The sequence below is a fragment of the Arthrobacter sp. Soil_C_60 genome (genome assembly GCF_057656375.1).
In genome coordinates this window covers 32441-54631 of the sequence record NZ_JBDGKM010000011.1, presented here as the reverse complement: position 1 = coordinate 54631, position 22191 = coordinate 32441, and the positions used below count along the sequence as shown (strand labels likewise).

Here is a 22191-nt window from a genome sequence, read left to right as displayed (position 1 = left end):
AATTCGTTGTTACTGCCCTGTTTTTTGCTTCGGTGCCGGGATGGTTCCGCCGTTCAGCTCCTCGGGGCTGAATGTCTTCTCACTGCCGCCGGCTGACGGCTGTTCGGCTGCCCGCTTCGGCTCGGCCGGCGGCTGTTCTGCCTCAGCTGCCTTTTCCGCTGCTGCCGGAGCTTCGGCCTCAACCGGAGCCTCGGCTCCCGTTTCAGCTCCCGCCTCGGCTTCAGCGGCTTCAGTGGGCGTCAGCGCCTGCGCCGGAAGTTCCGGACGCTCCACCAACTGTGACGGCGCAGAACCTTCCTTTGCCGCCTGCGGGTCCCCGCTGACCTTCATCGTCTCCAAATCAATGGAACCGACAGAAGGCGAAACCACCATTCCCAATTGTGCAGCCTCCGCTGCCAGATTCTGTGGAGCCTGGCGGTTTTCCAACTGCTGTGTCAGTTTTTCGTTCTGCTGGGCCAAGGCAACCTGTTCGCCGCGCAGCTTCACGATGTCGTACTGTCCCCCGGACACGGAGATATTGAGTACCAGCACACACCCGAGGGCGGCAACGAGCACGACGAAGCAGAACACGGCAAAAGGCACACGTTTGCGGGCCGGTCCGGAAGGTACCACCGACAGCGGCGTGCGGGGCGCCGCGCTCCGTTCAGGCAGCGCGCCGGCATACTGGGCGTCCCGGGCCGTGCTGCCCTCCACCATGGGTTGAACTGCCGGCCTGGTGTTCCGAGCTGTTGCACTCATGAGGAGCTCCTGTTCCGAATCCGTTCTACCGCCCGCAATCTGGCCGAAGCCGCCCGCGGGTTTTCTGCGATCTCTGCTTCAGTCGGCACCTCGGTGCCCTTGGTCAAAGTTTTCAACTGGGCCTTGTGCTCCTCCAGCTCCACTGGGAACCCGACGGGAGCCGACGACCGCGAGCCGGAGGCGAAAAAACCCTTGACGATCTTGTCTTCCAGGGAGTGGTAGGACATGACCACTACCCGGCCGCCCATACCCAGCACGTCCAATGCAGCCGGGATGGCGCGTTCAAGCACCTCCAGCTCTTCGTTGACTTCGATCCGCAGCGCCTGGAAGGTCCTCTTCGCCGGGTGCCCGCCGGTTCGTGCCGCCGAAGCCGGGACCACTTTGCGGATTGCGTCCACCAGTTGTCCCGTCGTTTCGAGAGGAGCTTCATCACGGGCTGCCACAATGGCCGAGGCGATCCTGCCGGCGAACTTCTCTTCGCCCCACTTGCGGATGATGCGGACCAGCTCGTCCTGGCTGTAGGTATTTACTACGTCTGCCGCGGTCCGTCCCCGGCTGGTGTCCATGCGCATGTCCAGCGGCGCGTCGTAGGAATAGGCGAAGCCGCGGTCCCGTTCGTCGAGCTGCATCGAAGAGACGCCCAGGTCAAAGAGCACCCCGTCCACGGTGTCCATGCCAAGATCACGGACGACGTCGGCAATCTCGTCATAGACGGCGTGCACCAAGTCTGTCCTGCTGCCGAATTCAGCCAGCCGCCTGCCCGCGAGTCCCAGAGCCTGCTCGTCCCGGTCGATGCCGATCAGGTGCAGCTGTCCGTACCTCCGGAGCAGCGCCTCGGAATGGCCGCCCATGCCCAGGGTGGCGTCAACGACAACGGCACGTCCGGTGGATTCAATGGCCTTCTCGATTGCCGGAGCTAGGAGGTTGATGCAGCGGTCGCGCAGCACGGGGACGTGACGGTCCTCTGTCGGGCGGTCCTCGCTCATCCAGCCTGCTCCTCCGGTTGTTTTTGTTCCCTGGGTTCTTCTGCTTCCTGCAAGTCCTTTAAACCGATTGATTCTTGGACCAGATCCCCATCCGCGCCTAGCGTCTCGCCTGATTCCGGGGAAGGTGATTCAGGTGGTCGTGCTGGGCGGCTGGAGATCTCATTCAAGAATCCGGCGGTAGTGCTGTATCCAACCAAGGTCAGAAGATTCCAGGTATTGCATCTTCATCTGTTTCGGAGAAAGCGGTTTCCTTCTCCGTCAGGTACTCGTTCCAAGCCTGAGCGTCCCAGATTTCTGCACGCGTTCCGGCGCCGATAACGGCGAGTTCCCGGTCCAGGCCCGCATAAGCACGAAGCGCGGATGGAATCGTAACCCGGCCTTGCTTATCAGGTACCTCATCAGAAGCTCCGGACAGGAAAACCCGAATGTAGTCACGAGCCTGCCGTGACGATATGGGTGCTTTGCGCATTTCTTCATGCACCCGTTCGAATTCCCGCTGACTGAAGACGTAGATACAACGCTCTTGTCCCCGTGTGAGCACGAGTCCATCGGACAGTTCCTCACGGAACTTGGCCGGGAGAATCAACCGCCCCTTTTCATCCAACCGCGGCGTATGTGTTCCAAGGAACATCGCCACCGCCTTGCCGATAAAGGAGTTAGTCAACCTCCTGCGTTCACCACTACCCTCTGATGTCCTCCACTTTACTCCACAATTCACCACAGTCAACACAAAAAGCGCAGATGAGGGTATTTCTCTTGGTCTGTATTCCGCGCCAGTTCAAGGAATGGTGAATGTGGAGGGAATTGGCCCGAGTTGGTGCGCAGGAGCGCCAGAAGCGGTTAAATAAGAAAAGACCCGTCCTGGACGGGTCTTTCTTTTAGCTCTGGTTTCCGCCGCGTGGAGGAAAGTGGAGCAAGGAGGCTGGCTGTTAAGTGGTCCTCATGGCGATGTCGTCATTGACGGTCCTCGCCCTGGCGGCGTTCGTCCCACCGGTTCTCCAGGTTGGACATAAATCCTCCCTTGGATGGCGGGGCAGACTTGCCGGCCGTGGAGGAAGCATCCTTACCCCCTCCTGAGCGCCTGCTGGTCGCCCAATAAACACCGGCCCCCATCACTATGAATCCCAGAACACCCAAGGCAATGATTTGGTTGGAGATACCAATCAACAGCACCAGAATGCCCGCCACCGCGATCAGCGAGCCAACAACAATGTGCCTCGTTGACAGCGACCGCCCCGAGGCCGACTCCATATGGCTGGCAAATTTGGGGTCATCCGCATGCAGTTGCTGCTCCAGCTGATCCAGCAGCCGCTGTTCATGCTCTGAGAGTGGCATCTGAACCTCCTTCTTCCTGTCCCCCGTAGTCCGCGTATCTATGAAACGGACGTGCTGGGAAAAGAGTTCCTCGAACTTCCCGTAAAAACTTCATTTCCTTACTACTAAGGATAGATTGCAAACGGTCCATTCGAAAGCTGCATGTCCTTATTGACGGCTTATCCAGCGCTCATGACGGTTTATCAGGTCCCCTCGTCCTTCCGGCCTGTCTCCGGGTGCTTCCGGCCACTCTTTGCAGACTGCGTTTCGCCGCCTGCATCACCGCTAGAAACTTGATTCCGACCAGGCTTGATACCCCGTTGGGCTGACGGCAACAAGGCGGCCGGCATGACCCCGCCACGGCCGAACTTCAAATTCACCTTGTCCAGTGCCTCCTCAGCGATCCGCCAGTTATCCTCGGTGCCGTCAATGGTCAGCTGCTGCCCCGCGCCGGCCGTTGGTTCCAGCTGTTCTGCACGCAGGCCTATCAGCCGAACAGGCATCGGCCGCTCGCCCAAACCGGCAAGCTGTGCCACAGCCGCCGCATACAGCTGATGGGCGCTGTCGGCGGGCTCCGCGAGGCGCCGGGACCTGCTCAAGGTAGTGAAGTCCGCGTAGCGAAGTTTCAGCGCCACTCCCCTGCATTGCATTCCGGACGCCCTCAGCCGCACTGCGGTACGGTGCGCAAGGCGCAACAGTTCGCGCTGTAGCTGCGCAGTGTCCGAGACATCGTCGGCAAAGGTCTCTTCGGCGCCGACACTCTTCTCCAGCCTTGCCGGTGTCACTTTCCGGTCGTCGATCCCCCAGGCCAGCCGATACACATGATCCCCGGTCGTTCCGAGAACCCGACGCAGTGTCTGCTGGGGTGTGTGGGCCAGATCCGCGACCGTATGGATGCCGAGCCTGGCCAGGATGTCGCCGGTTTTCGCCCCCACGCCCCACAGTGCCCCCACCGGTAGCGTGTGCAGGAACTCGACCGTGCGCTCCTGCGGAATCAGCAGCAAACCATCAGGTTTGGCATGGGTGGACGCGATCTTCGCCACGAACTTGCTCGAGGCAATCCCGACCGTGGCCGTAATACCCAACTCCGACCGGATGGTCTGCCGGATGAGCGCACCGATCTCCAGCGGTTGGCCCAGTCTGCGGATCGAACCGCTGACATCGAGAAATGCTTCGTCGACACTCAGTTGCTCGACTTCGGGGGTGATGTTCCGGAAAATTTCCATCACCTTTTCGGACACCCGGTGGTACTTGTACTGATGCGGTTCGATAATCACGGAATGCGGGCTCAGGCGCTGGGCACGCGACATTGGCATTGCGGACCGAACGCCGTGCTTCCTTGCTTCGTACGAAGCTGAGAGCACAACCGACCTTCCCGACGGCGATCCGACAATCACCGGCCGACCGACCAGCTCGGGACGCTCTAGGAGTTCGACGGCGACGAAAAACGCGTCCATGTCGACATGCATTATGGGGCAGTTCTGTTGCCGTACCTCGCTCACCTCTCTATGGTAAGTTCCGCTGGGCATGACGGCGCTTTACCGTGGCTAGACTGGTCAGGTACCCGCCTGCCCGTCGAGGAGTATGTCTTGCTGCAATATCACCGGCCCGGTTCACCCCTTTCTGAGGAAAGCCGGTGAACATGGAGACGTCCGTCAACAGAAACCGTTCGATAGCCGAGCAGGAGAAATTCCAGAGCAGCCTCGTCACGGGGTTGCAGGAGTTTCTCGGTGAACAACGGGCGCAGTTACAGGAGATCTCCGAGGACGCCGCTGAGCTGATAGATGCCGTCGCGGTTCTGGCGGATGGCGGAAAACGGTTGCGTGCCTTGCTCGCGTATTGGGGATGGCGTGGAGCCGGAGGTGCCGAGTTGGCCGGACAGGCAGTTCAAGCGGGTATCGCCATTGAACTTTTCCAGGCTGCGGCATTGATTCATGACGACATCATCGACCGTTCGGACACTAGAAGGGGAAAACCGAGTGTTCATCGTGGCTTTGAACTCCGGCATCGCCAGCGCGGGTGGTCCCTGGATGCAGAACGTTACGGCGAAGCCGCCGCTATCCTCGCGGGCGACCTTTGTTTGTCCTTCAGCGAAGAAGTCTTCGCCGGAATCGGTTCGGAGGGCGCCTCCGGAACAACTGCCCGGAAGATCTTCAACAGAATGCGAGCCGAGGTGATGGCCGGTCAGTACCTGGATGTACTTGAAGAAGTAGCCGGTCCCGGCCGGCCGCGGGAGCACGCGGTGGACCGGGCGCTGAAGATTCTTCGTTATAAGTCCGCCAAGTATTCAACGGAGCATCCGCTCTGCCTGGGGGGCGCCTTAGCTGGAGGCGACTCGGAACTGATCCGCCGTTATTCTGCATTCGGGCTTCCATTGGGAGAAGCATTCCAGATCCGCGATGACGTCCTGGGCGTCTTTGGCGACCCTGAAACAACAGGCAAGCCCGCCGGCGACGATCTCCGTGAAGGCAAGCGGACCGTATTGATCGGATTGACACTCAACAGATGCAGCGCTTCGGAGCGTGACTACCTCGAAAAGCATCTGGGATCACCGGATCTCACGGGAGCCGAAATCGACGGGCTCCGCGGGATCATCGAACAATCGGGAGCCCTCGGATCAGTTGAAGCGATGATCGCTGAACTCAGCGATGCTGCTTTTGGTGCCCTGGAACTGCTCCCCGTGGACCCCGTTGTCGGCGAGGCACTGCAATACCTCGCCGACCGCGCGGTGCGGCGCACCGCCTAGTAGTTAGAATTACGCCCAGCCGAGCGCGCCGGCCCAGCCGCTGGTCCGGCCAGCATGCCCTACCAAGCGAGAGCTTGGGCGCGGCGCCGGATCTCGGTCTTGCGGCCCTCGCGCAGTGCGTCGATCGGTCGGCCCGGGAGTGATTCATCGACGGTAAAGAGCCAGCGCAGTATGGCCTCGTCGCTAAAGCCTGAATCCCCGAGAACAGCAATCGTGCCCTTAAGGCTGTCAAGGATCTGATCCTCGACAATGAATGCAGCGGGAATGGACCGGATATTCCTCTCCCCTACCCGAACGGCAATCACGGCTCCTTCATCAATAAGGCTGTGGACCTTCTTGATTGACACGTCGAGACGTTCGGCCACATCGGGCAACGGCAACCATTCGGTAATTAATTTTTCGAGTTCACTCACGTAATAAGCGTGCCATGAGCGGGCCATTCAAACCACTTCCGAAGTCGACACGCCGCCTCAGATATCCATGCTCCAAATTTCGCTTTTGTGTTATGCGGAATTAGTGTAGATTCACTCAAGTCACAAGTTTCACATTGATAACAACTGAAACACTCGTAACTCGTTCAACAGCCTACGGGCCTACGGCACATGCCGCTGACCACTGATGAGGAATGTCCATGACTGACCAGCGCCCGTTCTCCAGCAGCCGCGCCCAGGGACGGACTGCAGCCCAGCCTTCCCGCAAGCTGCTGACCGCCGCGGCCACCGCGGCGATTCCCGCCGTCGTACTTTCCTCCGCTGCTTTTGCGCTTCCGGCCCAAGCGGCGGAGCAGGCTCCCCGCATGGCGCTGCAGCCCAAGCTGGCAGGCCCGGACCTCCCCGTGCAGCTGTCCCGGATTGTTCCGGCTTCTGATGTTGCCCTCCAGCTTCCGTCCACATTGCGTCCAGCACTGAAGCCCACGCCGTCAGCCCATACCGTCAAGTCGGGCGAGACGATCAGTGGAATCGCCGCTCGCTACGGCCTGGGCACTTCGAAAGTTCTCAGCCTCAACGGCTTGAAGCCCAGTTCGATCATCTATCCGGGCCAGAAGATCAAACTCTCGGGCAGCGCTTCATCCGGAGCCACCAAGTCATCATCAGGTTCCTCCTCATCCTCCGGTGGGTCCTACACCGTGAAGTCGGGCGATACGTTGTCCGGGATTGCCGCCCGCCACAACATGGGCCTGAGCAAGATCCTCTCGCTCAACGGCCTCAAGGCCAGCTCCATCATTTATCCGGGCCAGAAGATCAAGGTCAGCGGTTCCGCTGCATCCTCGACGACCACCGCCAAGCCTTCGTCGGCAAAGACGTCGTCGGGCTCCGGTGGATCCTACACCGTCAAGTCGGGCGATACGTTGTCCGGGATTGCCGCCCGCCACAACATGGGCCTGAGCAAGATCCTCTCGCTCAACGGCCTCAAGGCCACTTCCACCATTTACCCGGGCCAGAAGATCAAGGTCAGCGGTTCAGCCGCCACCGTGCAGACCGCCAAGACCTCCTCGACGACGGCCTCGGGCTCCGGTTCCTCCTACACGGTCAAGGCCGGCGATACGCTGTACGGCATTGCGATCAAGCACAACATCACGCTGAGCAAGCTTCTGCAGTCGAGCGGGCTGAAATCGACGTCGGTCATCTACCCGGGCCAGAAGATCAAGGTCTCGGGTGCCGGCAGCAGCGGGGCGGATGTGAACGCGGCATCGGCTGAACCATTGGTGCCCAGCACCTTCCTCCATTACTCGTACCCGGAGGCAGTGGTCGCGAAGGCCAACGAGAACAAGCGCCTGCTGCTCTCCACCCCGCAGCCCAGCCAGTCGCAGATGAAGGCCATCATTGCGGACACGGCACGCAGCATGGGCGTTGATCCGGCCCTTGCCTTGGCCCATGCCTACCAGGAGTCCGGTTTCCAGCAGACCGCGGTCTCCCCTGCCAATGCCATCGGCGCCATGCAGGTGATTCCGTCCTCAGGCGATTGGGCCTCGGATCTGGTTGGCCGGAAACTGAACCTCCTGGATCCCTACGACAACGCCACTGCCGGCGTGGCCATCATCCGCTCGCTCGTCCGGACCAGCGATGATCTCGACGACGCGATTGCGTCGTATTACCAGGGCCAGTACTCGGTCAAGACCCATGGCATGTTCGACGACACCAAAACGTATGTGAAAGCCATTAAGGCGCACATGAAGAATTTCTAATAGCAGCACCGCGGGTGCGCCCACGGGGCTGCCCGCGGTAGCGGCGAGGGTCCGGATCCATGTTGATCCGGGCCCTCGCCGTGTTAGGACTTAGGATCGAAGAGTGCAGGAACGGGTTACGGATGCAATGGTCGGCGCAACAGTGGACGGGCGATACCTGATTCTTTCGCGCCTCGCACGAGGGGGCATGTCCACCGTCTATCTGGCCACCGACACCCGCCTGGACCGGCATGTGGCGTTGAAAATCATGTATCCGCACTTGGCCGAGGACACGAGTTTCCTGGAACGATTCGTCCGAGAGGCCAAGTCTGCCGCAAAGCTCTCGCACCCCCACGTGGTCGGTGTCCTGGACCAGGGGTTCGACGGCCACGTTGCCTACCTGGCGATGGAATATGTCCCGGGGCATACGTTGCGCGATGTCCTCAATGACAAGGGTGCTTTGACTCCGCGGCTGGCCCTGGCATTGCTGGATCCGGTCATCGAGGGGCTGGCGGCTGCGCATGAAGCGGACCTTGTCCATCGGGATGTGAAACCCGAGAACGTGCTGATGTCCTCCGATGGCCGGATCAAGATCGGTGACTTCGGGCTTGCACGTGCGGTGTCCACCACCTCGAACACGGGGACCCTGATCGGAACCGTGGCGTACCTGGCGCCGGAACTGGTGACGGGAGCTCCTGCGGATGCGCGCAGCGACATCTATTCGGCAGGCATCATGCTCTTCGAGATGCTCACCGGCCGGCAGCCCTTTACCGGCGAAGTTCCCATTCATGTCGCCTTCCAGCATGTGAACTCCACCGTGCCCGCACCGTCCACGCTGGTGCCCGGCCTGGCCAAGGACCTTGATGAACTGGTGCTATGGTGCACTTCGTCCGACCCCGAACAGCGACCGGTCGATGCCGGCGCTCTCCTAGGGGAGCTGCGACATATCCGTACCACGCTGAGCGACGCCGACCTTGACTCGCCGAAGGCAAGTTCGTCCGGCAGCGCGCCCACGCTGGTTGAACAGAGCATGCCCAACCCGGCAAGCCCGCCGACCGAAGTCATCAGCCAGGACGACAACCGGACCACAGTGATTGCGCCGTCATACCAGCACACACAGGCCTTGACCCGGCCGCAGGCTGCGATGAATGCCGGAAACGGCTACGGGCAAGCGACAGATTCTTCCGATGTCTCCGATACGGCTGCACCGCTGACGAAACGTGAGGCGAAAGCCCGCGCGAAGGAGCTGTCCCGGCAGGCACGGCGACCCGAGCAATCCCTGCGCAGGCATCCCCGCAGACGGGGCCTGCTGTGGGCAATCGTGCTGGGAATCCTCGCGGTACTTGTCGCGACCGCCGGATGGTTCTTCGGCCTGGGGCCGGGAGCACCAGTGGAAATTCCGGGAGTCTCAGGCAAGCCTGTCAGCGAGGCCCAGTCCATACTGCAGGCTCAGGATCTGAACTTCCGGATTGAGGAAGCCTTCAACGAGGAGCTCGAAGCCGGTGTGGCGATCGGAACCGATCCACGGGCCCCGGAGCAGATCCGGCGGTTTGAAATGCTGACGCTGCTCGTCTCCAAAGGTCCCCAGCTATTCCCTGTACCGTCCGTTACCGGAATGACCGTCGAACAGGCCCAGGCTGAACTGGCCAGGGCGAATCTGGCCGCCGGCGATGTCACCGAAGCCTTCGACGAAGAGGTTCCGTCCGGCGAAGTCATCGGACAGCAGCCTGCAGCCGAGGAGCAGCTGCGCCGAAACACCCCGGTGGATCTGACGGTATCCAAGGGACCAGAGCCGTTTGCCGTACCCGACGTCACCCGATTGTCCCGGGACGAGGCCACCGCGGCTCTAGAGGATGCCGGCCTGACTGTCGAATTCGCTCCGGAGGCTCAATTCCATCGGGAGATTCCCGAGGGGAACATTGCCGCACAGAATCCGGCACAAGGCAATGTCATCCGCGGCGACACCGTGACGTTGACGCTGTCAAAGGGCCCCCGCATGGTGCACGTTCCCAACCTCGTTGGCCAGCAGGCAGACGATGCCCGGCGTCAGCTCGAAGAGCTGGGTTTCGAAGTCGAGATCAACGAGATCCTAGGCGGATTCTTCGGCACGGTACGGGTGCAGGATCCCGTGGACGAGTCCGTACCCGAAGGCTCCGTCATCACGCTGACCGTAGTCTGAGCGGACGGCGGAGCCTTACGGCAGGAATCAGGAGCGCTTGGACAACGCTCCCGCTACAAGAAACGCCATTTCCAGGGACTGCATGTGGTTCAGGCGCGGATCGCACACCGATTCGTACCGGTCCAGGAACGCGTCCTGATCGATAGGATCCGCACCTCCCAGGCACTCGGCAACGTCGTCGCCCGTCATCTCCATGTGCATGCCGCCCGGAAAGGTGCCCAGGCCCTTGTGCACCTCGAAGAAGCCACGGACCTCATCGATGACGTCGTCGAAGTTGCGGGTCTTGTAACCGTTCGGCGAAGTCACGGTGTTGCCATGCATAGGATCGGTCACCCACAGAACTTTGGCACCGCTGGCCGTAACTTTTTCCACCAGCGGGGGAAGCTTCTCCCGGATATTACCGGCGCCCATTCTGGTGATGAAGGTCAGCCGGCCCGGTTCACGCTCCGGATCCAGTTTGTCGATCAGCCGCAGGGCGTCATCCGCAGTAGAGGTGGGGCCAAGCTTCACGCCAATGGGGTTGCGGACCCGTGACAGGAAGTCCACGTGGGCGCCGTCGATCTGGCGGGTTCTCTCACCGATCCAGAGGAAGTGGCCGGAGGTGTCGTAGGGCAGGCCGGTGCGGGAATCGATCCGCGTCAGGGCACGTTCGTAATCGAGCACCAGGGCTTCATGGCTGGCAAAGAATTCCACCCGCTTGAGCGCCTCGAAATCTGCACCGCAGGCATCCATGAACCTCACGGCTCGGTCGATTTCGCGGGCCAGGGACTCATACCGCGAATGAGCAGGGTTGGCGGTGAATCCCTTGTTCCAGTGGTGCACCAGCCGAAGGTCGGCAAAGCCGCCCTGGGTGAAGGCGCGGATCAGGTTCAAGGTGGAGGCGGACGTGTGGTACGCACGAACGAGCCGTGACGCGTCGTGGCCGCGGGTCTCGGGGGTAAAGTCGAAGCCGTTGACCATGTCGCCGCGGTAGGCCGGCAGCGTCACACCGTCCCGGGTTTCATCGTTGGAAGACCGTGGCTTTGCGAACTGTCCTGCCATCCGGCCCATCTTGATCACGGGCAGGGAAGCACCGTAGGTCAGGACCACTGCCATCTGCAGGATGGTGCGCACGCGGGCACTGATCTTATCCGCGGTAGCGCCTTCGAATGTTTCGGCACAGTCGCCGCCCTGCAGGAGGAAGGCCCTGCCTTCGGCGGCTTCGGCCAGCCGTCCGCGCAGCACATCCACTTCCCCGGCAAATACCAGCGGCGGAAGGGTGGACAGCTCCGCTAGAGACGACTCGTACACCTTGCTGTCCTGCCACGTTGGCTGTTGGACAACAGGCAGATCACGCCAGGCATCCAGGCCGGGATATTCGGCGGCACCGGGCTGCGGAGTGGATACAGGGGCAGATGCACTAAGTTCAGTCACACATCAATGCTAGACCCCTTGAACTCCCGTTTCTGCCCGGCCGTAATGCGTGCGGCCGAATGAGTCACATTGACGGCATTGTTCTAGCTTGGCCTGCCCCGGCTCAGGACCCGGGCTTGCGCGGTTTCCGGCCCCCGCCGGACTGCCCGGAGTCGTCACTGCCGGCTATGTCCGTTGCGCCAGAGGATGCGGCATCGGTATCTGGCTGCGCACTGGGCGCACGCTCTGTATGTGCGGCATCGGGTGTCTTGGCAAGGGATTCCGGATTACCGATGATCGTGATGGCACCCGGTGCCTTGACTGTGCCCGGCTTCTGCAGAGCCTCGCCGACAGCACCCACGGCTTCAGCCTTACGCTGCTCCTGCCCGGTCTTGGCGGACTTGCGCGCTGCCTGCTGCGCCTTCACCGTGTTGGCATACACGTCAACGTATTCCTGGCCGGAGAGCCGCATGATCTCGTACATGATTTCGTCTGTGACGGAACGCTGAATGAAGCGGTCGTTCTCCAGGCCTTTGTATCTTGAAAAGTCCAGCGGCTTCCCAATAATCGTTCCGACCCGTCGGATGTTCGGGATGCGACGGCCGATTGGCTGGACCTTGTCGGTACCGATCATGGCGACCGGGACCACTGGCACTCCGGTGCTCAGAACCAGTTTGGCGACGCCGGTTTTGCCCCGGTAGAGCCGGCCGTCAGGACTGCGTGTGCCTTCCGGGTAAATGCCGAGCAGTCCGCCCGCGTTCAGGACATCCGCTCCCCCTGACAACGACGACGCCGACGCGGCTCCGCCTGAGCGGTCCATCGGCAACTGGTTGGTAAGCCGGAAGAAGGCAGCTGTCATCCTGCCTTTTAGTCCACGACCGTTGAAGTACTCGGATTTCGCCAGGAACACCACAGGCCTGGGCACGGCCAGCGGCAGGAAGATCGAGTCGGAAAAGGACATGTGGTTGCTGGCCAGGATTGCCGGACCATCTGGAATGTTATCGAGGCCCTTGATCCATGGGCGGAACAGGAGCCGGACCACCGGTCCAATGAAGATTGTCTTCATCACCCAATAGAACACGTGAGCCCTTCCGGTTGAGCCGAGCGCAGCGCCGGTCTCTTCGATTTCCGTTTGTGACTCTACTCTAGGTAATCCGCAGCCCGCGTCGACTCCCCCGTCCCGGCGAGGGCGGATAGAAGATTATAGGTACCAGATGACAACATAGTGTCATGACCACCTTGGAGCCGCCCCGGCCCTTTGCGAGCAATGGCCACGGTCCTAATTCACGGATCGGCGTGGTGCTCAGCCACGGGTTCACCGGGTCTCCCCGCAGCTTGCAGAACTGGGGCGAATATCTGGCCGAGGCGGGATTCGCCGTTCGGCTGCCGCTGCTCCCCGGGCACGGCACGACCTGGCAGGAATTGGCCAAGACCCCATGGGAGCGCTGGTACGGCGCGGTCGAGCAGGCATACGACGAACTCGCGCGCGAACGCAGCACGGTCTTCGCCGCAGGTCTTTCCATGGGCGGCGCGCTGGCCCTGCGGTTGGCGGCGTACCGTCCGGTCGCCGGTGTCGTTGCGGTCAACCCGGGGCTCACGTTTGCCAACCCTGTGGCCCGGTTTGCCGGCGTACTCAAGTACATCGTCAGGTCCACCCCCGCCATCGCAAACGACATCAGCAAGCCCGGGCAGGATGAACAGGCGTATGCCCGTACGCCTTTGGCCGCTGTGCACCAGTTGAGCCGGCTCTTTGCCAATACCACCGCCTCGCTGCCACGAGTGGACGCTCCGGCGCTGATTTTCCGCTCTACCGTAGACCATGTAGTCCCGGAGTCCAGCACCGCGCTGATCCGCAGGCAGATCGGCTCCCGGCGCCTGACGATCGTGGAGCTTGGCAACAGCTACCACGTGGCGACCATGGATAATGATGCTGAACAGATCTTTGATCACTCGGCCCGGTTCATCCTGGAAAATGCCGGCGAAAGGAACGCCACGAATGTCTGACCGCGAACCGTCGCAGGACGATGCTGTCTGGCAGGATCTTGTCGCCCGGCTCGAGTCAGCCGAAGCAGCGCCGGATCCGCAGGACAAGAACATTCCAGGTCAGGACAATCCAGAGCCTGCTGACGCCGGTAATCAACCCTCAACGGGCTTGTCCGGCCCCAACTTTCCGGCAGAAAACCTGCCTGAAGGCGCCATGCCCGCCACGGGCCCCAGGGACTACTACACGCCCGAGCCTGAGGACGACGAGTTTGTACCGCCCGAGCCTGCGCCCCTGGGCACGGGCGAACCTCTGCTGGTGCTGGCTTGGTGCGGAGCCGTCGGCGGACCCTTGGCCTTGCTGCTCATGGCCATGTTCTGGCGCAGCGCGCCCTTTGCCGCCGTCGTCGGTTTGATCGTCATGATCATTGCTGCCGGCGCGTACCTCGTCTCGAGGCTGCCCGGCGAGAGGGACAGCGGCGACGACGGTGCGCAGGTCTGAAAAGCCCCAGGCACCGCAGGTAGGGTGACCGAAGGCGCTGGAATCGTTGCAGCACCCAGCCGGGCGGCGCTCCGTTATCGATTCGTAGGTTACCAGCGAGTACAGCAATGTGATTTAGGTTATAGGCTAAAGGGAAACCCGTTGGGGTGGTTTGCTGACAATAAAGGAGTCGATGTGCGCGAATACAGCGTCCCTGCCATGGTGGATGTTCCCCGAAACTCGAACATCACGGATCTCGTGGTCAAGCAGGCTGGGAAAGCCTCCAACCCCGCATTGTTTTCCCGCAAGGATGCTTCCGGCACATGGCAGGATATCCGCGCCACCGAATTCCTCGCCGACGTTGTGTTGCTGGCCAAGGGAATGGCTGCCAGCGGGATAGCTCCCGGGGACCGCGTGGGGATTATGGCGCGTACCCGCTATGAATGGTCGCTGGTGGACTTTGCCATCTGGTTTGCGGGCTGCGTTTCCGTGCCCATCTATGAGACATCATCCCCCAGCCAGGTTGCCTGGATTCTGGGCGATTCCGGTGCCGTCGGTGCTTTTGTCGAAAGCGCTTCGCACGAGAACGTCGTCCGCCAAGCGGTTTCGAATGAGTCACTGGATGCCGTCAAGCACGTCTGGCAGCTGGACGGCACGGGTCTGGATGCCCTGCGCGCTGCCGGTGCGGATCTCGACGACAGCGTCATCGAGGAGCGGCGCGGACTTGCTGGGCTGGATGACCTGGCGACCATTATCTATACTTCCGGCACCACGGGCCGGCCCAAGGGATGCGAACTGACCCATGGCAACTTCGTGGAGCTTTCAGCAAGCGGGGCTGCAGCGCTGCCGGCCGTTGCCCATGAGGGGGCCCGGACCATCATGTTCCTGCCGCTGGCCCACGTCTTCGCGCGCTTCATCTCGGTCCTCTGCGTTACTTGCGGTGCCACCGTAGCCCACACGCCGGACGTCAAGAACCTGCTGCCGGATCTGCAGAGCTACCGCCCCACCTTCATCCTCGCGGTGCCCAGGGTTTTCGAAAAGGTTTACAACAGTTCCATGCTCAAGGCCGAGGACGGCGGCAAGGGCAAGATTTTCCACGCCGCCGCGGACACGGCGATCGCCTGGTCCAAGGCGGAGCAGGCCGGCAAAGTTCCCTTAATGCTGAGCTTGAAGCACAAGCTCTTCGACAAGCTCGTGTTCCATAAAATCCGTGAGGCCATGGGCGGGCGCGTCGAGTACGCGGTTTCCGGCGGCGGTCCACTGGGCGAACGGCTCGGCCACTTTTTCCACGGCATCGGGCTCCTGGTCCTGGAAGGATATGGTTTGACGGAAACCACGGCGCCCATATCCGTCAACACTCCCAGCCTCGTGAAGATCGGTACGGTAGGGGCTCCCCTGCCGGGCAACGCGGTCAAGATTGCCGACGACGGCGAGATCCTCACCAAGGGTATTTGCGTCATGCGCGGCTACTTCAACCGTCCGGACCTGACCGAAGAAACCTTCGACGACGGCTGGCTGCGCACCGGTGATATCGGTGAACTGGATGACGACGGCTTCCTCAAAATCACCGGCCGCAAAAAGGAAATTATCGTTACCGCCGGCGGGAAGAACGTCATCCCGGCACTGCTGGAAGACCAGATCCGCGCCGATGCCCTGGTGTCCCAGTGCGTGGTGGTCGGCGACCAAAGGCCGTTCATTGCGGCGCTCATCACCTTGGATGAAGAGGCTCTTCCCGGCTGGCTGGAGCGCCACGGGCTGCCGGCCGGTACTACGGTCGCCGAAGCGGCTGAACACGAAAAGGTCCGGGCCGAAATCCAGTCGCTGATTGACCATGCCAACCAGTCGGTGTCCCAAGCCGAAGCGATCAAAGCCTTCAGGGTAGTTCCCACGGACTTTACCGAAGCTTCGGGACACCTGACACCGTCAATGAAGATCAAGCGCGCACAGGTGATGCAGGACTATGCAGCCATAGTAGAAGAAATCTACGCGCCAGCGGGTTCCCGGCGCTAGCCAGGGCCGAAGCCGGCCTGCTGGCGCTAGGTGGACGGTGCGTCCGTCCCCAGCGCCAGCAGAGCATTTTCAACGACTTCAGTCAGGGCCGGGTGGATCCAGTACTGCCCGCGCGCCATGGTGTACGCGTCCAGGCCGAACGACATCGCCTGGATCAGGGGCTGGATCAGGATAGAGGCCTCATGGCCCATGATGTGGGCGCCGAGCAACCGTCCTGTGGCCTTGTCGGCGATGAGCTTGACGAATCCGGTTGAGTCTTCCATCGCCCACCCGTAGGCCGTGGTTCCATACTCCTGGATGACGGTGACAATTTGGGCGCCGCTTACCTCGGCATCCTGCCGCGCCTGTTCCTCAGTCAAACCGACGCTGGCAATCTGCGGACGGGTGAAGACTGCAGATGGTACGAACCGGTGGTCGCTGCGGCGCAGGCCTTCGGGATGCTCAAGGTTATGAGCAACCACCCGTGCTTCGTAGTTCGCGACGTGCTTGAGTTGGTAAGAACTGCTGACATCCCCCAAGGCCCAGATGCCCTCGGCGGGACTGCCGTCGGCGAGCACGCGTCGGAATTCATCGACGGCAAGCCGACCGTCTTCCTCCAGGTCGAAACCGGCAGCCTGAACATCCAGGGAATCGGCATTGGTCAGCCTTCCGGTCGCCACCAGGACAATGTCAGCGTCCACAACAGCTTCACCGCCGTCGGTGCCAGCGATGGTGGCACGTACCCTTGGCCCCGCCTCCTCGATCCGCGAAAGCGTCCAGCCGAGTTTCAGATTCCATTGCGCAGCAGCCGCGGCGGTGAAGCGCTCCGAAACAATCCGGTCCTCGGACTTCAGCAAGGGAGCCGACCGGTTGATTTGCGTTACCTCAGAACCAAAGCCAGAGAAAACTGCGGCGAATTCGGCTGCAATGAAACCGCCGCCGACGATGAGTACTCGCGCCGGCAATTGATCGATCCGCATGACAGTGTCGGAGGTATGCACTTGCGGCAGATCAATACCGGGAACATCCGGCAGGTGGGCACGCGAACCGGCCGCGATAACGATGTGCTCGGCCTCGATGCTTTGACCGCTTGCCGTCACCAGGGTTTTCGGCCCGGTGAACTTCGCGTATTCCGGATACAGCGTGACATTGTCCAGTTCCTCGTCACGGTAGCGCCGCCCGCCTTCGGAGATGGCATCGATCCGGCCGAAGACACGGTCCCGGACCTCCTGCCAACGCACGTCCTTGACCGCCATGTCCACGCCCAGCGCAGCCGCTTCCTTTGCCGCGGAAGCCAGCTGCGCCGGGTAGACGAACATCTTGGTCGGAATGCAACCGACATTCAGGCACGTTCCGCCGAACGTGCCGCCATCGATTATGGCCACCTTCTTGTCGTCCCAGTAAGGAGTTATCAGGGAGTTGCCGGAACCGGAGCCGATGATGGCCAAATCGAAGTAAGTCACGAACAACCACTTTAGACGACATAGAGGGCCGGGCGCCGTAAGCGGCATCGGCTCCCGGCCCGTCCGGGCGGCCATTATCGCCGGGAAGTCCCGTGCGCCCGCTCCATCCGACCAGCAAAGAGCGGCTCCCGGAACCAAAAGCCGGGAGCCGCCTCTTGACGGAACCTACATATCAGCTACTACTCAATGACGAGCAGCAGGTCACCGCCCTGGACCTGCTCCACGGAGGAGATCGCCAGCCGCTTCACCGTTCCGGCAACCGGGCTGGTGATGCCTGCTTCCATCTTCATGGCTTCAATGGTGGCAATGGTGTCGCCCACCGCGATTGCGTCGCCCACCTTGGCTGTCACAGTGACAGCACCGGCGAAGGGCGCGGCAACCTGGCCCGGAACGTTCGGATCCGCCTTTTCGGCAACCTTTGCCTGGGATTCGACACTCCGGTCCCGCACAGCAACGTTACGTTGCTGGCCATTGAGCGTGCAGTGAACCGTTCGCATGCCCTTCTCATCCGGCTCGGAAATTGCACCGAGCGTCGCGATGAGGCGCACGCCCTTCTCGAGTTCGATAACGTGCTCGGTGCCGCGCTGCAGTCCGTAGAGGTAGTCGCGGGTATCGAGCACAGATACGTCACCGTATGTCTCGCGGGTCGATTCGAAGTCCTTTGCGGGACCGGCGAAGAGCAGCCTGTTCAAAGTGCTGCGCCGGGTCGCGGAATCGGCTTGGAGCGCGGCCGAGTCCTCGGCACTGAGTTCGACGTCGCGGACCTTGATCTTCCGGCCCTGCAGTGCCTTGGTCCGGAACGGCTCCGGCCAGCCGCCGGGAGGATCGCCGAGCTCGCCGGAGAGGAACCCAATAACAGAGTCCGGAATGTCGTAGTTCTGCGGATTCTCGGCAAAATCGGCCGGGTCCACGCCGGAGCCCACAAGCTGGAGAGCCAGGTCACCGACGACCTTCGATGACGGAGTGACCTTGACCAGTCGACCGAGGATACGGTCCGCCGCCGAGTACATGTCCTCAATGTCTTCGAACTGCTCACCCAGTCCAAGCGCGATGGCCTGCTGGCGCAGATTGGAAAGCTGTCCCCCCGGAATCTCATGCTGGTAAACCCGGCCCGTGGGGCCGGGCAGCCCGGATTCGAAGGGGGCGTATACGCGTCGGACCGCTTCCCAGTACGGTTCAAGCGAGCCTACGGCCCCAAGGTCCAGACCGGTGTCTCGTTCCGTGTTCGCCAGGGCGGCGACCAGTGCGGAGGCCGAGGGCTGGCTGGTGGTGCCGGCCATGGCTGCACTGGCGACGTCGACGGCATCCACGCCCGCTTCCACGGCCGCGAGCAGGGTAGCCAGTTGGCCGCCTGCCGTATCGTGCGTGTGCAGGTGAACAGGCAGATCGAAACGCTCGCGCAGTGCCGTCACCAGTTTCCTGGCTGCCGCAGGACGCAACAGTCCGGCCATGTCCTTAATGGCGAGGATGTGCGCGCCGGCATCGACGATGCGCTGGGCAAGATCCAGATAGTAGTCGAGTGTGTAGAGGTCCTCCGCCGGGTCCATCAGGTCTCCGGTGTAGCAGAGGGCCACCTCAGCCACGGCGGTCCCCGTCTCGCGTACCGCGCGGATGGCCGGTTCCATTTGCGAGACGTCGTTCAGGGCGTCGAAGATCCGGAAAATGTCGATGCCGGTTGCTGCTGCTTCCTTCACGAAGGCGGCGGTGACTTCCTCCGGGTAGGGCGTGTAGCCGACGGTGTTGCGTCCGCGCAGCAGCATCTGCAGGCAGATGTTCGGAATAGCCTTGCGCAGGGCGGCCAGCCGTTCCCACGGGTCCTCGCCGAGGAAGCGCAGGGCCACGTCGTACGTTGCGCCGCCCCAAGCCTCCACGGAGAACAGCTCTGGGGTCAGTGTGGAGATCGCCGGCCCGGCCGAGACCAGGTCCCGGGTACGCACGCGGGTAGCCAGCAGCGACTGGTGGGCGTCGCGGAAAGTGGTGTCGGTGACCGCAACAGCTTGCTGCGCGCGCAGGGCCGCGGCGAACTTCTCCGGACCGAGTTCTTGGAGCGACTGCCGGGTTCCCTTGGCCGGGATCACCGGCAGCGCGGAAGTGGATTCGAGAGCTTCGCGGGCGACCTGGGGAAGCTTGTCCACCGGGGCGGTCTTCGCCGTCAGCGCACCATTGGGCTGGTTGACTGTCACATCGGCCAGCCAGGTCAGCAGCTTCGTTCCGCGGTCTGCGGAGACCCGTGCCTGAAGCAGTTCCGGGCGTTCGTCGATAAAGGAGGTCGCAACATTCCCGGCGACGAACTCCGGGTCACTGAGGACGGCCTGCAGGAACGGAATGTTCGTGGAGACGCCGCGGATGCGGAACTCCGCCAGTGCCCGTCGCGAGCGGGCGACAGCCGTGGCGTAGTCGCGGCCGCGGCAAGTCAGCTTGACCAGCATGGAGTCGAAGTGGGGGCTGATTTCGGCACCCGCATAAACGGTGCCGCCGTCGAGCCGTACGCCGGCGCCGCCCGCAGAGCGGTAACCGGTGATTTTTCCGACGTCGGGCCTGAAGCCGTTCGACGGATCTTCCGTGGTGATACGGGACTGCAGTGCGGCGCCCTTGATCGTCACCGTATCCTGGCTCAGACCGATGTCCGCGAGCGTCTCACCGGAGGCAATGCGCAGCTGTGCCTGGACCAGGTCCACATCCGTGATTTCTTCTGTAACAGTGTGCTCAACCTGGATCCGCGGGTTCATCTCGATAAACACATGCTGGCCCGCACGCTCGCCCACGGTATCCACGAGGAACTCGACCGTACCGGCATTGGTGTAATTCAGCGCCGTAGCAAACTTCACCGCATCCCGGTAGAGAGCCTGGCGGATATTCTCGTCCAGGTTCGGCGCCGGAGCGATCTCCACAACCTTCTGGTGGCGGCGCTGCAGTGAGCAGTCCCGCTCGAACAAGTGCATGACGTTGCCCTCGCCGTCGGCGAGGATCTGTACCTCAATGTGCCGAGGGCGCAGCACAGCCTGTTCCAGGAACATGGTCGGATCGCCGAAGGCCGTGTCAGCCTCGCGCATGGCGGCCGAGAGGGCCTCCGGCAGTGCGTCACGGGTGTCGACACGGCGCATGCCACGGCCGCCACCACCGGCGACGGCCTTAACGAAAATGGGGAAGCCGATTTCATCGGCCGCTGCCAGCAGCTGATCTTTATCCGCAGTCGGCGCAGAGGACTTCAGCACCGGAATCCCTGCCTTCCGGGCAGCGTCCAGGGCGTGGACCTTGTGACCGGCAAGCTCGAGGACATCGGCCTTCGGACCGACAAAGGTGATTCCAGCGCCGGCGGCCGCACGGGCCAGATCCGGGTTCTCGGACAGGAAGCCGTAGCCGGGGTAGATCGCGTCGCAACCGGATTCCTTTGCAACACGGATAAGCTCGTTGACGTCAAGGTATGCCCGTACCGGGTGTCCCTGCTGGCCGATCAGATATGCCTCATCGGCCTTCTGGCGGTGGATCGAATTCCGGTCCTCGTAAGGGAAAACCGCCACAGTCTTTGCGCCCAGCTCATAGGCAGCGCGGAAGGCACGGATGGCGATTTCACCACGGTTGGCCACCAGGATTTTTGAGAACATGTCGCTCCTGCGTCATTGCGATCGATCGGGGTTGTGGTGCAAGTCTCAAGTACTGCTATTGCGCATGGCAAGTAAGTGTTGCGCACATCACGAAATGCACCCACTTGGAACGTAATGATAGCGGGAACCCGGCGAACCCGGACCATCTCCGGCGGAGCCGACAGGCGGGACAGGTGCCGGAATCCTTTATCGACGGGCAGGCAACATATGATGGTGGAGGGATTTTTGGTTCTCGGCCGGTCCCGACTGGTTCACCAGCAGCGGGCAGCCGTCATGACAAGACATGTTAGGTATTGGTTTAACACGTGCAAGTAGTGAGCATCAGTAGTCTCAAGGGCGGCGTCGGAAAAACGTCGGTTACTTTGGGCCTGGCATCCGCGGCACTGGCGGCAGGAATTCCCACACTGGTCGTAGATCTGGATCCGCACGCCGACGCGACCACGGGTCTCGGCGTCCGGCCTTCGCGCCAGACGGATATCGGCAGCCTGCTAAAAAACGCTCGCAAGGCGGATCTGGCGGCGAACGTTGCCCCCAGCGGCTGGGTCGCCACCGCTGCCGCCAACGGCCAGCATGCGGTGGGCCGGCGAATTCTCGACGTCGCCGTCGGCTCTGCATTCACCGGAATTTACGACCGGCCCGACCTCGGCCGCCGGGACCTGCGCCGGCTCTCCACGGTCCTCTCCCGGGTTGAAGGGTACTCGCTGGTGCTCATTGACTGCCCGCCCTCCCTCAACGGCCTCACGCGCATGGCATGGACGGCAAGCAACCGCGTGCTGCTGGTTGCCGAACCGAGCCTCTTCTCCGTTGCCGGAACGGAACGCACTATGCGGGCCATTGAATTATTCCGCGACGAATACGCGCCCAATCTCACGACGGCGGGAGTGGTCGCCAACCGCGTACGCTCCGGTTCGAATGAACACACGTTCCGTCTGGCCGAGATGAAATCCATGTTCGGCGAGTTGCTACTGGCTCCTACCATTGCTGAGCAGGCCAACTGGCAGCAGATCCAGGGTGCCGCTCACGCCATTCACCACTGGCCCGGGGAGTCAGCGCGCCAAGCCGCGGGCCTATTCGACGAGCTGCTGAAGAACCTGACGGACTCCGGTCGCATGCGCAACCGCGTCCTGCGCCGGACTCCCAGCTGACCGGCCCTT

At 62.0% G+C, this 22191-nt stretch carries 17 protein-coding genes; 7 read left to right on the top strand and 10 right to left on the bottom strand.

Annotated features, from left to right (window positions below):
* Positions 1–9: 9 nt before the first annotated feature.
* The 5 genes from ftsL to dinB all read right to left on the bottom strand — a co-directional run bounded on the left by ftsL (position 10) and on the right by dinB (position 4567).
* Positions 10–738 (bottom strand): cell division protein FtsL, encoded by a 729-nt coding sequence (ftsL, locus tag AC3A4M_RS18885; RefSeq protein ID WP_498737672.1) that lies wholly within the window; start codon positions 736–738, stop codon positions 10–12.
* Positions 735–1724: a 16S rRNA (cytosine(1402)-N(4))-methyltransferase RsmH gene (gene rsmH / locus AC3A4M_RS18880; RefSeq protein WP_498731754.1), complete on the bottom strand. Its 990-nt coding sequence runs from the start codon at positions 1722–1724 to the stop codon at positions 735–737. The genes ftsL and rsmH overlap by 4 nt, the downstream gene beginning before the upstream one ends.
* Positions 1725–1923: 199 nt before the next feature.
* Entirely contained in the window at positions 1924–2355 is a 432-nt protein-coding gene (gene mraZ / locus AC3A4M_RS18875; protein ID WP_498732001.1) for a division/cell wall cluster transcriptional repressor MraZ, read from the bottom strand.
* 323 nt (positions 2356–2678) lie between these two features.
* Positions 2679–3059 carry an SCO2097 family morphological protein gene (locus AC3A4M_RS18870; RefSeq protein WP_498731753.1) on the bottom strand — a complete coding sequence of 127 codons (381 nt, stop codon included), beginning with the start codon at positions 3057–3059 and terminating at the stop codon, positions 2679–2681.
* Between the two features lie 182 nt (positions 3060–3241).
* On the bottom strand, positions 3242–4567 hold the full coding sequence (gene dinB / locus AC3A4M_RS18865; protein WP_498737669.1) for a DNA polymerase IV: 1326 nt from the start codon (positions 4565–4567) through the stop codon (positions 3242–3244).
* Positions 4568–4680: 113 nt separating this feature from the next.
* Between dinB and AC3A4M_RS18860 the strand changes: the two genes are divergently transcribed.
* Complete coding sequence (locus AC3A4M_RS18860) at positions 4681–5784, top strand: polyprenyl synthetase family protein (RefSeq protein ID WP_498737819.1); 1104 nt, start codon at positions 4681–4683, stop codon at positions 5782–5784.
* Positions 5785–5843: 59 nt separating this feature from the next.
* Here AC3A4M_RS18860 and AC3A4M_RS18855 read toward each other — a convergent pair whose 3' ends face one another.
* Positions 5844–6197, bottom strand: coding sequence for an Rv2175c family DNA-binding protein (locus tag AC3A4M_RS18855; RefSeq protein ID WP_498731751.1), 354 nt, complete (start codon positions 6195–6197; stop codon positions 5844–5846).
* Between the two features lie 218 nt (positions 6198–6415).
* On the opposite strand from AC3A4M_RS18855, the gene AC3A4M_RS18850 reads away from it, so the two are divergent.
* The gene (locus tag AC3A4M_RS18850) at positions 6416–7969 is read left to right on the top strand and encodes a LysM peptidoglycan-binding domain-containing protein (protein ID WP_498737667.1); all 1554 of its coding nucleotides are present in this window, start codon (positions 6416–6418) and stop codon (positions 7967–7969) included.
* Positions 7970–8072: 103 nt separating this feature from the next.
* Complete coding sequence (gene pknB, locus AC3A4M_RS18845; protein WP_498737665.1) at positions 8073–10127, top strand: Stk1 family PASTA domain-containing Ser/Thr kinase; 2055 nt, start codon at positions 8073–8075, stop codon at positions 10125–10127.
* 27 nt (positions 10128–10154) lie between these two features.
* On the opposite strand, the gene AC3A4M_RS18840 is transcribed toward pknB, so the two are convergent.
* Together AC3A4M_RS18840 and AC3A4M_RS18835 are read right to left on the bottom strand one after the other, a co-directional pair.
* On the bottom strand, positions 10155–11540 hold the full coding sequence (locus AC3A4M_RS18840) for a class II 3-deoxy-7-phosphoheptulonate synthase (RefSeq protein ID WP_498731746.1): 1386 nt from the start codon (positions 11538–11540) through the stop codon (positions 10155–10157).
* A 103-nt stretch (positions 11541–11643) separates the two neighbouring features.
* Entirely contained in the window at positions 11644–12600 is a 957-nt protein-coding gene (locus AC3A4M_RS18835) for a lysophospholipid acyltransferase family protein (RefSeq protein WP_498737663.1), read from the bottom strand.
* 149 nt (positions 12601–12749) lie between these two features.
* On the opposite strand from AC3A4M_RS18835, the gene AC3A4M_RS18830 reads away from it, so the two are divergent.
* The 3 genes from AC3A4M_RS18830 (at position 12750) to AC3A4M_RS18820 (ending at position 15990) form a co-directional block, all read left to right on the top strand.
* Positions 12750–13523, top strand: a complete 774-nt coding sequence (locus tag AC3A4M_RS18830) for an alpha/beta hydrolase (protein ID WP_498737661.1) — start codon at positions 12750–12752, stop codon at positions 13521–13523.
* Positions 13516–14001: a hypothetical protein gene (locus AC3A4M_RS18825; protein WP_498737660.1), complete on the top strand. Its 486-nt coding sequence runs from the start codon at positions 13516–13518 to the stop codon at positions 13999–14001. Before AC3A4M_RS18830 ends, AC3A4M_RS18825 begins: the two co-directional genes overlap by 8 nt.
* A 174-nt stretch (positions 14002–14175) precedes the next feature.
* Entirely contained in the window at positions 14176–15990 is a 1815-nt protein-coding gene (locus tag AC3A4M_RS18820) for an AMP-dependent synthetase/ligase (protein WP_498737658.1), read from the top strand.
* 26 nt (positions 15991–16016) lie between these two features.
* Here AC3A4M_RS18820 and AC3A4M_RS18815 read toward each other — a convergent pair whose 3' ends face one another.
* Complete coding sequence (locus AC3A4M_RS18815) at positions 16017–17432, bottom strand: mycothione reductase (protein ID WP_498737656.1); 1416 nt, start codon at positions 17430–17432, stop codon at positions 16017–16019.
* Between the two features lie 179 nt (positions 17433–17611).
* Complete coding sequence (locus AC3A4M_RS18810) at positions 17612–21037, bottom strand: pyruvate carboxylase (RefSeq protein WP_498737654.1); 3426 nt, start codon at positions 21035–21037, stop codon at positions 17612–17614.
* Positions 21038–21342: 305 nt separating this feature from the next.
* On the opposite strand from AC3A4M_RS18810, the gene AC3A4M_RS18805 reads away from it, so the two are divergent.
* Positions 21343–22182: a ParA family protein gene (locus AC3A4M_RS18805; RefSeq protein ID WP_498737652.1), complete on the top strand. Its 840-nt coding sequence runs from the start codon at positions 21343–21345 to the stop codon at positions 22180–22182.
* Positions 22183–22191: the final 9 nt, after the last annotated feature.

What these genes read in the sequence shown, in the direction of transcription:
- ftsL (WP_498737672.1), bottom strand. Translation starts at nt 738, where the DNA reads ATGAGTGCAACAGCTCGGAACACCAGGCCGGCAGTTCAACCCATGGTG.
- rsmH (WP_498731754.1), bottom strand. Translation starts at nt 1,724, where the DNA reads ATGAGCGAGGACCGCCCGACAGAGGACCGTCACGTCCCCGTGCTGCGC.
- mraZ (WP_498732001.1), bottom strand. Translation starts at nt 2,355, where the DNA reads ATGTTCCTTGGAACACATACGCCGCGGTTGGATGAAAAGGGGCGGTTG.
- AC3A4M_RS18870 (WP_498731753.1), bottom strand. Translation starts at nt 3,059, where the DNA reads ATGCCACTCTCAGAGCATGAACAGCGGCTGCTGGATCAGCTGGAGCAG.
- dinB (WP_498737669.1), bottom strand. Translation starts at nt 4,567, where the DNA reads ATGCCCAGCGGAACTTACCATAGAGAGGTGAGCGAGGTACGGCAACAG.
- AC3A4M_RS18860 (WP_498737819.1), top strand. Translation starts at nt 4,681, where the DNA reads ATGGAGACGTCCGTCAACAGAAACCGTTCGATAGCCGAGCAGGAGAAA.
- AC3A4M_RS18850 (WP_498737667.1), top strand. Translation starts at nt 6,416, where the DNA reads ATGACTGACCAGCGCCCGTTCTCCAGCAGCCGCGCCCAGGGACGGACT.
- AC3A4M_RS18830 (WP_498737661.1), top strand. Translation starts at nt 12,750, where the DNA reads ATGACCACCTTGGAGCCGCCCCGGCCCTTTGCGAGCAATGGCCACGGT.
- AC3A4M_RS18825 (WP_498737660.1), top strand. Translation starts at nt 13,516, where the DNA reads ATGTCTGACCGCGAACCGTCGCAGGACGATGCTGTCTGGCAGGATCTT.
- AC3A4M_RS18810 (WP_498737654.1), bottom strand. Translation starts at nt 21,037, where the DNA reads ATGTTCTCAAAAATCCTGGTGGCCAACCGTGGTGAAATCGCCATCCGT.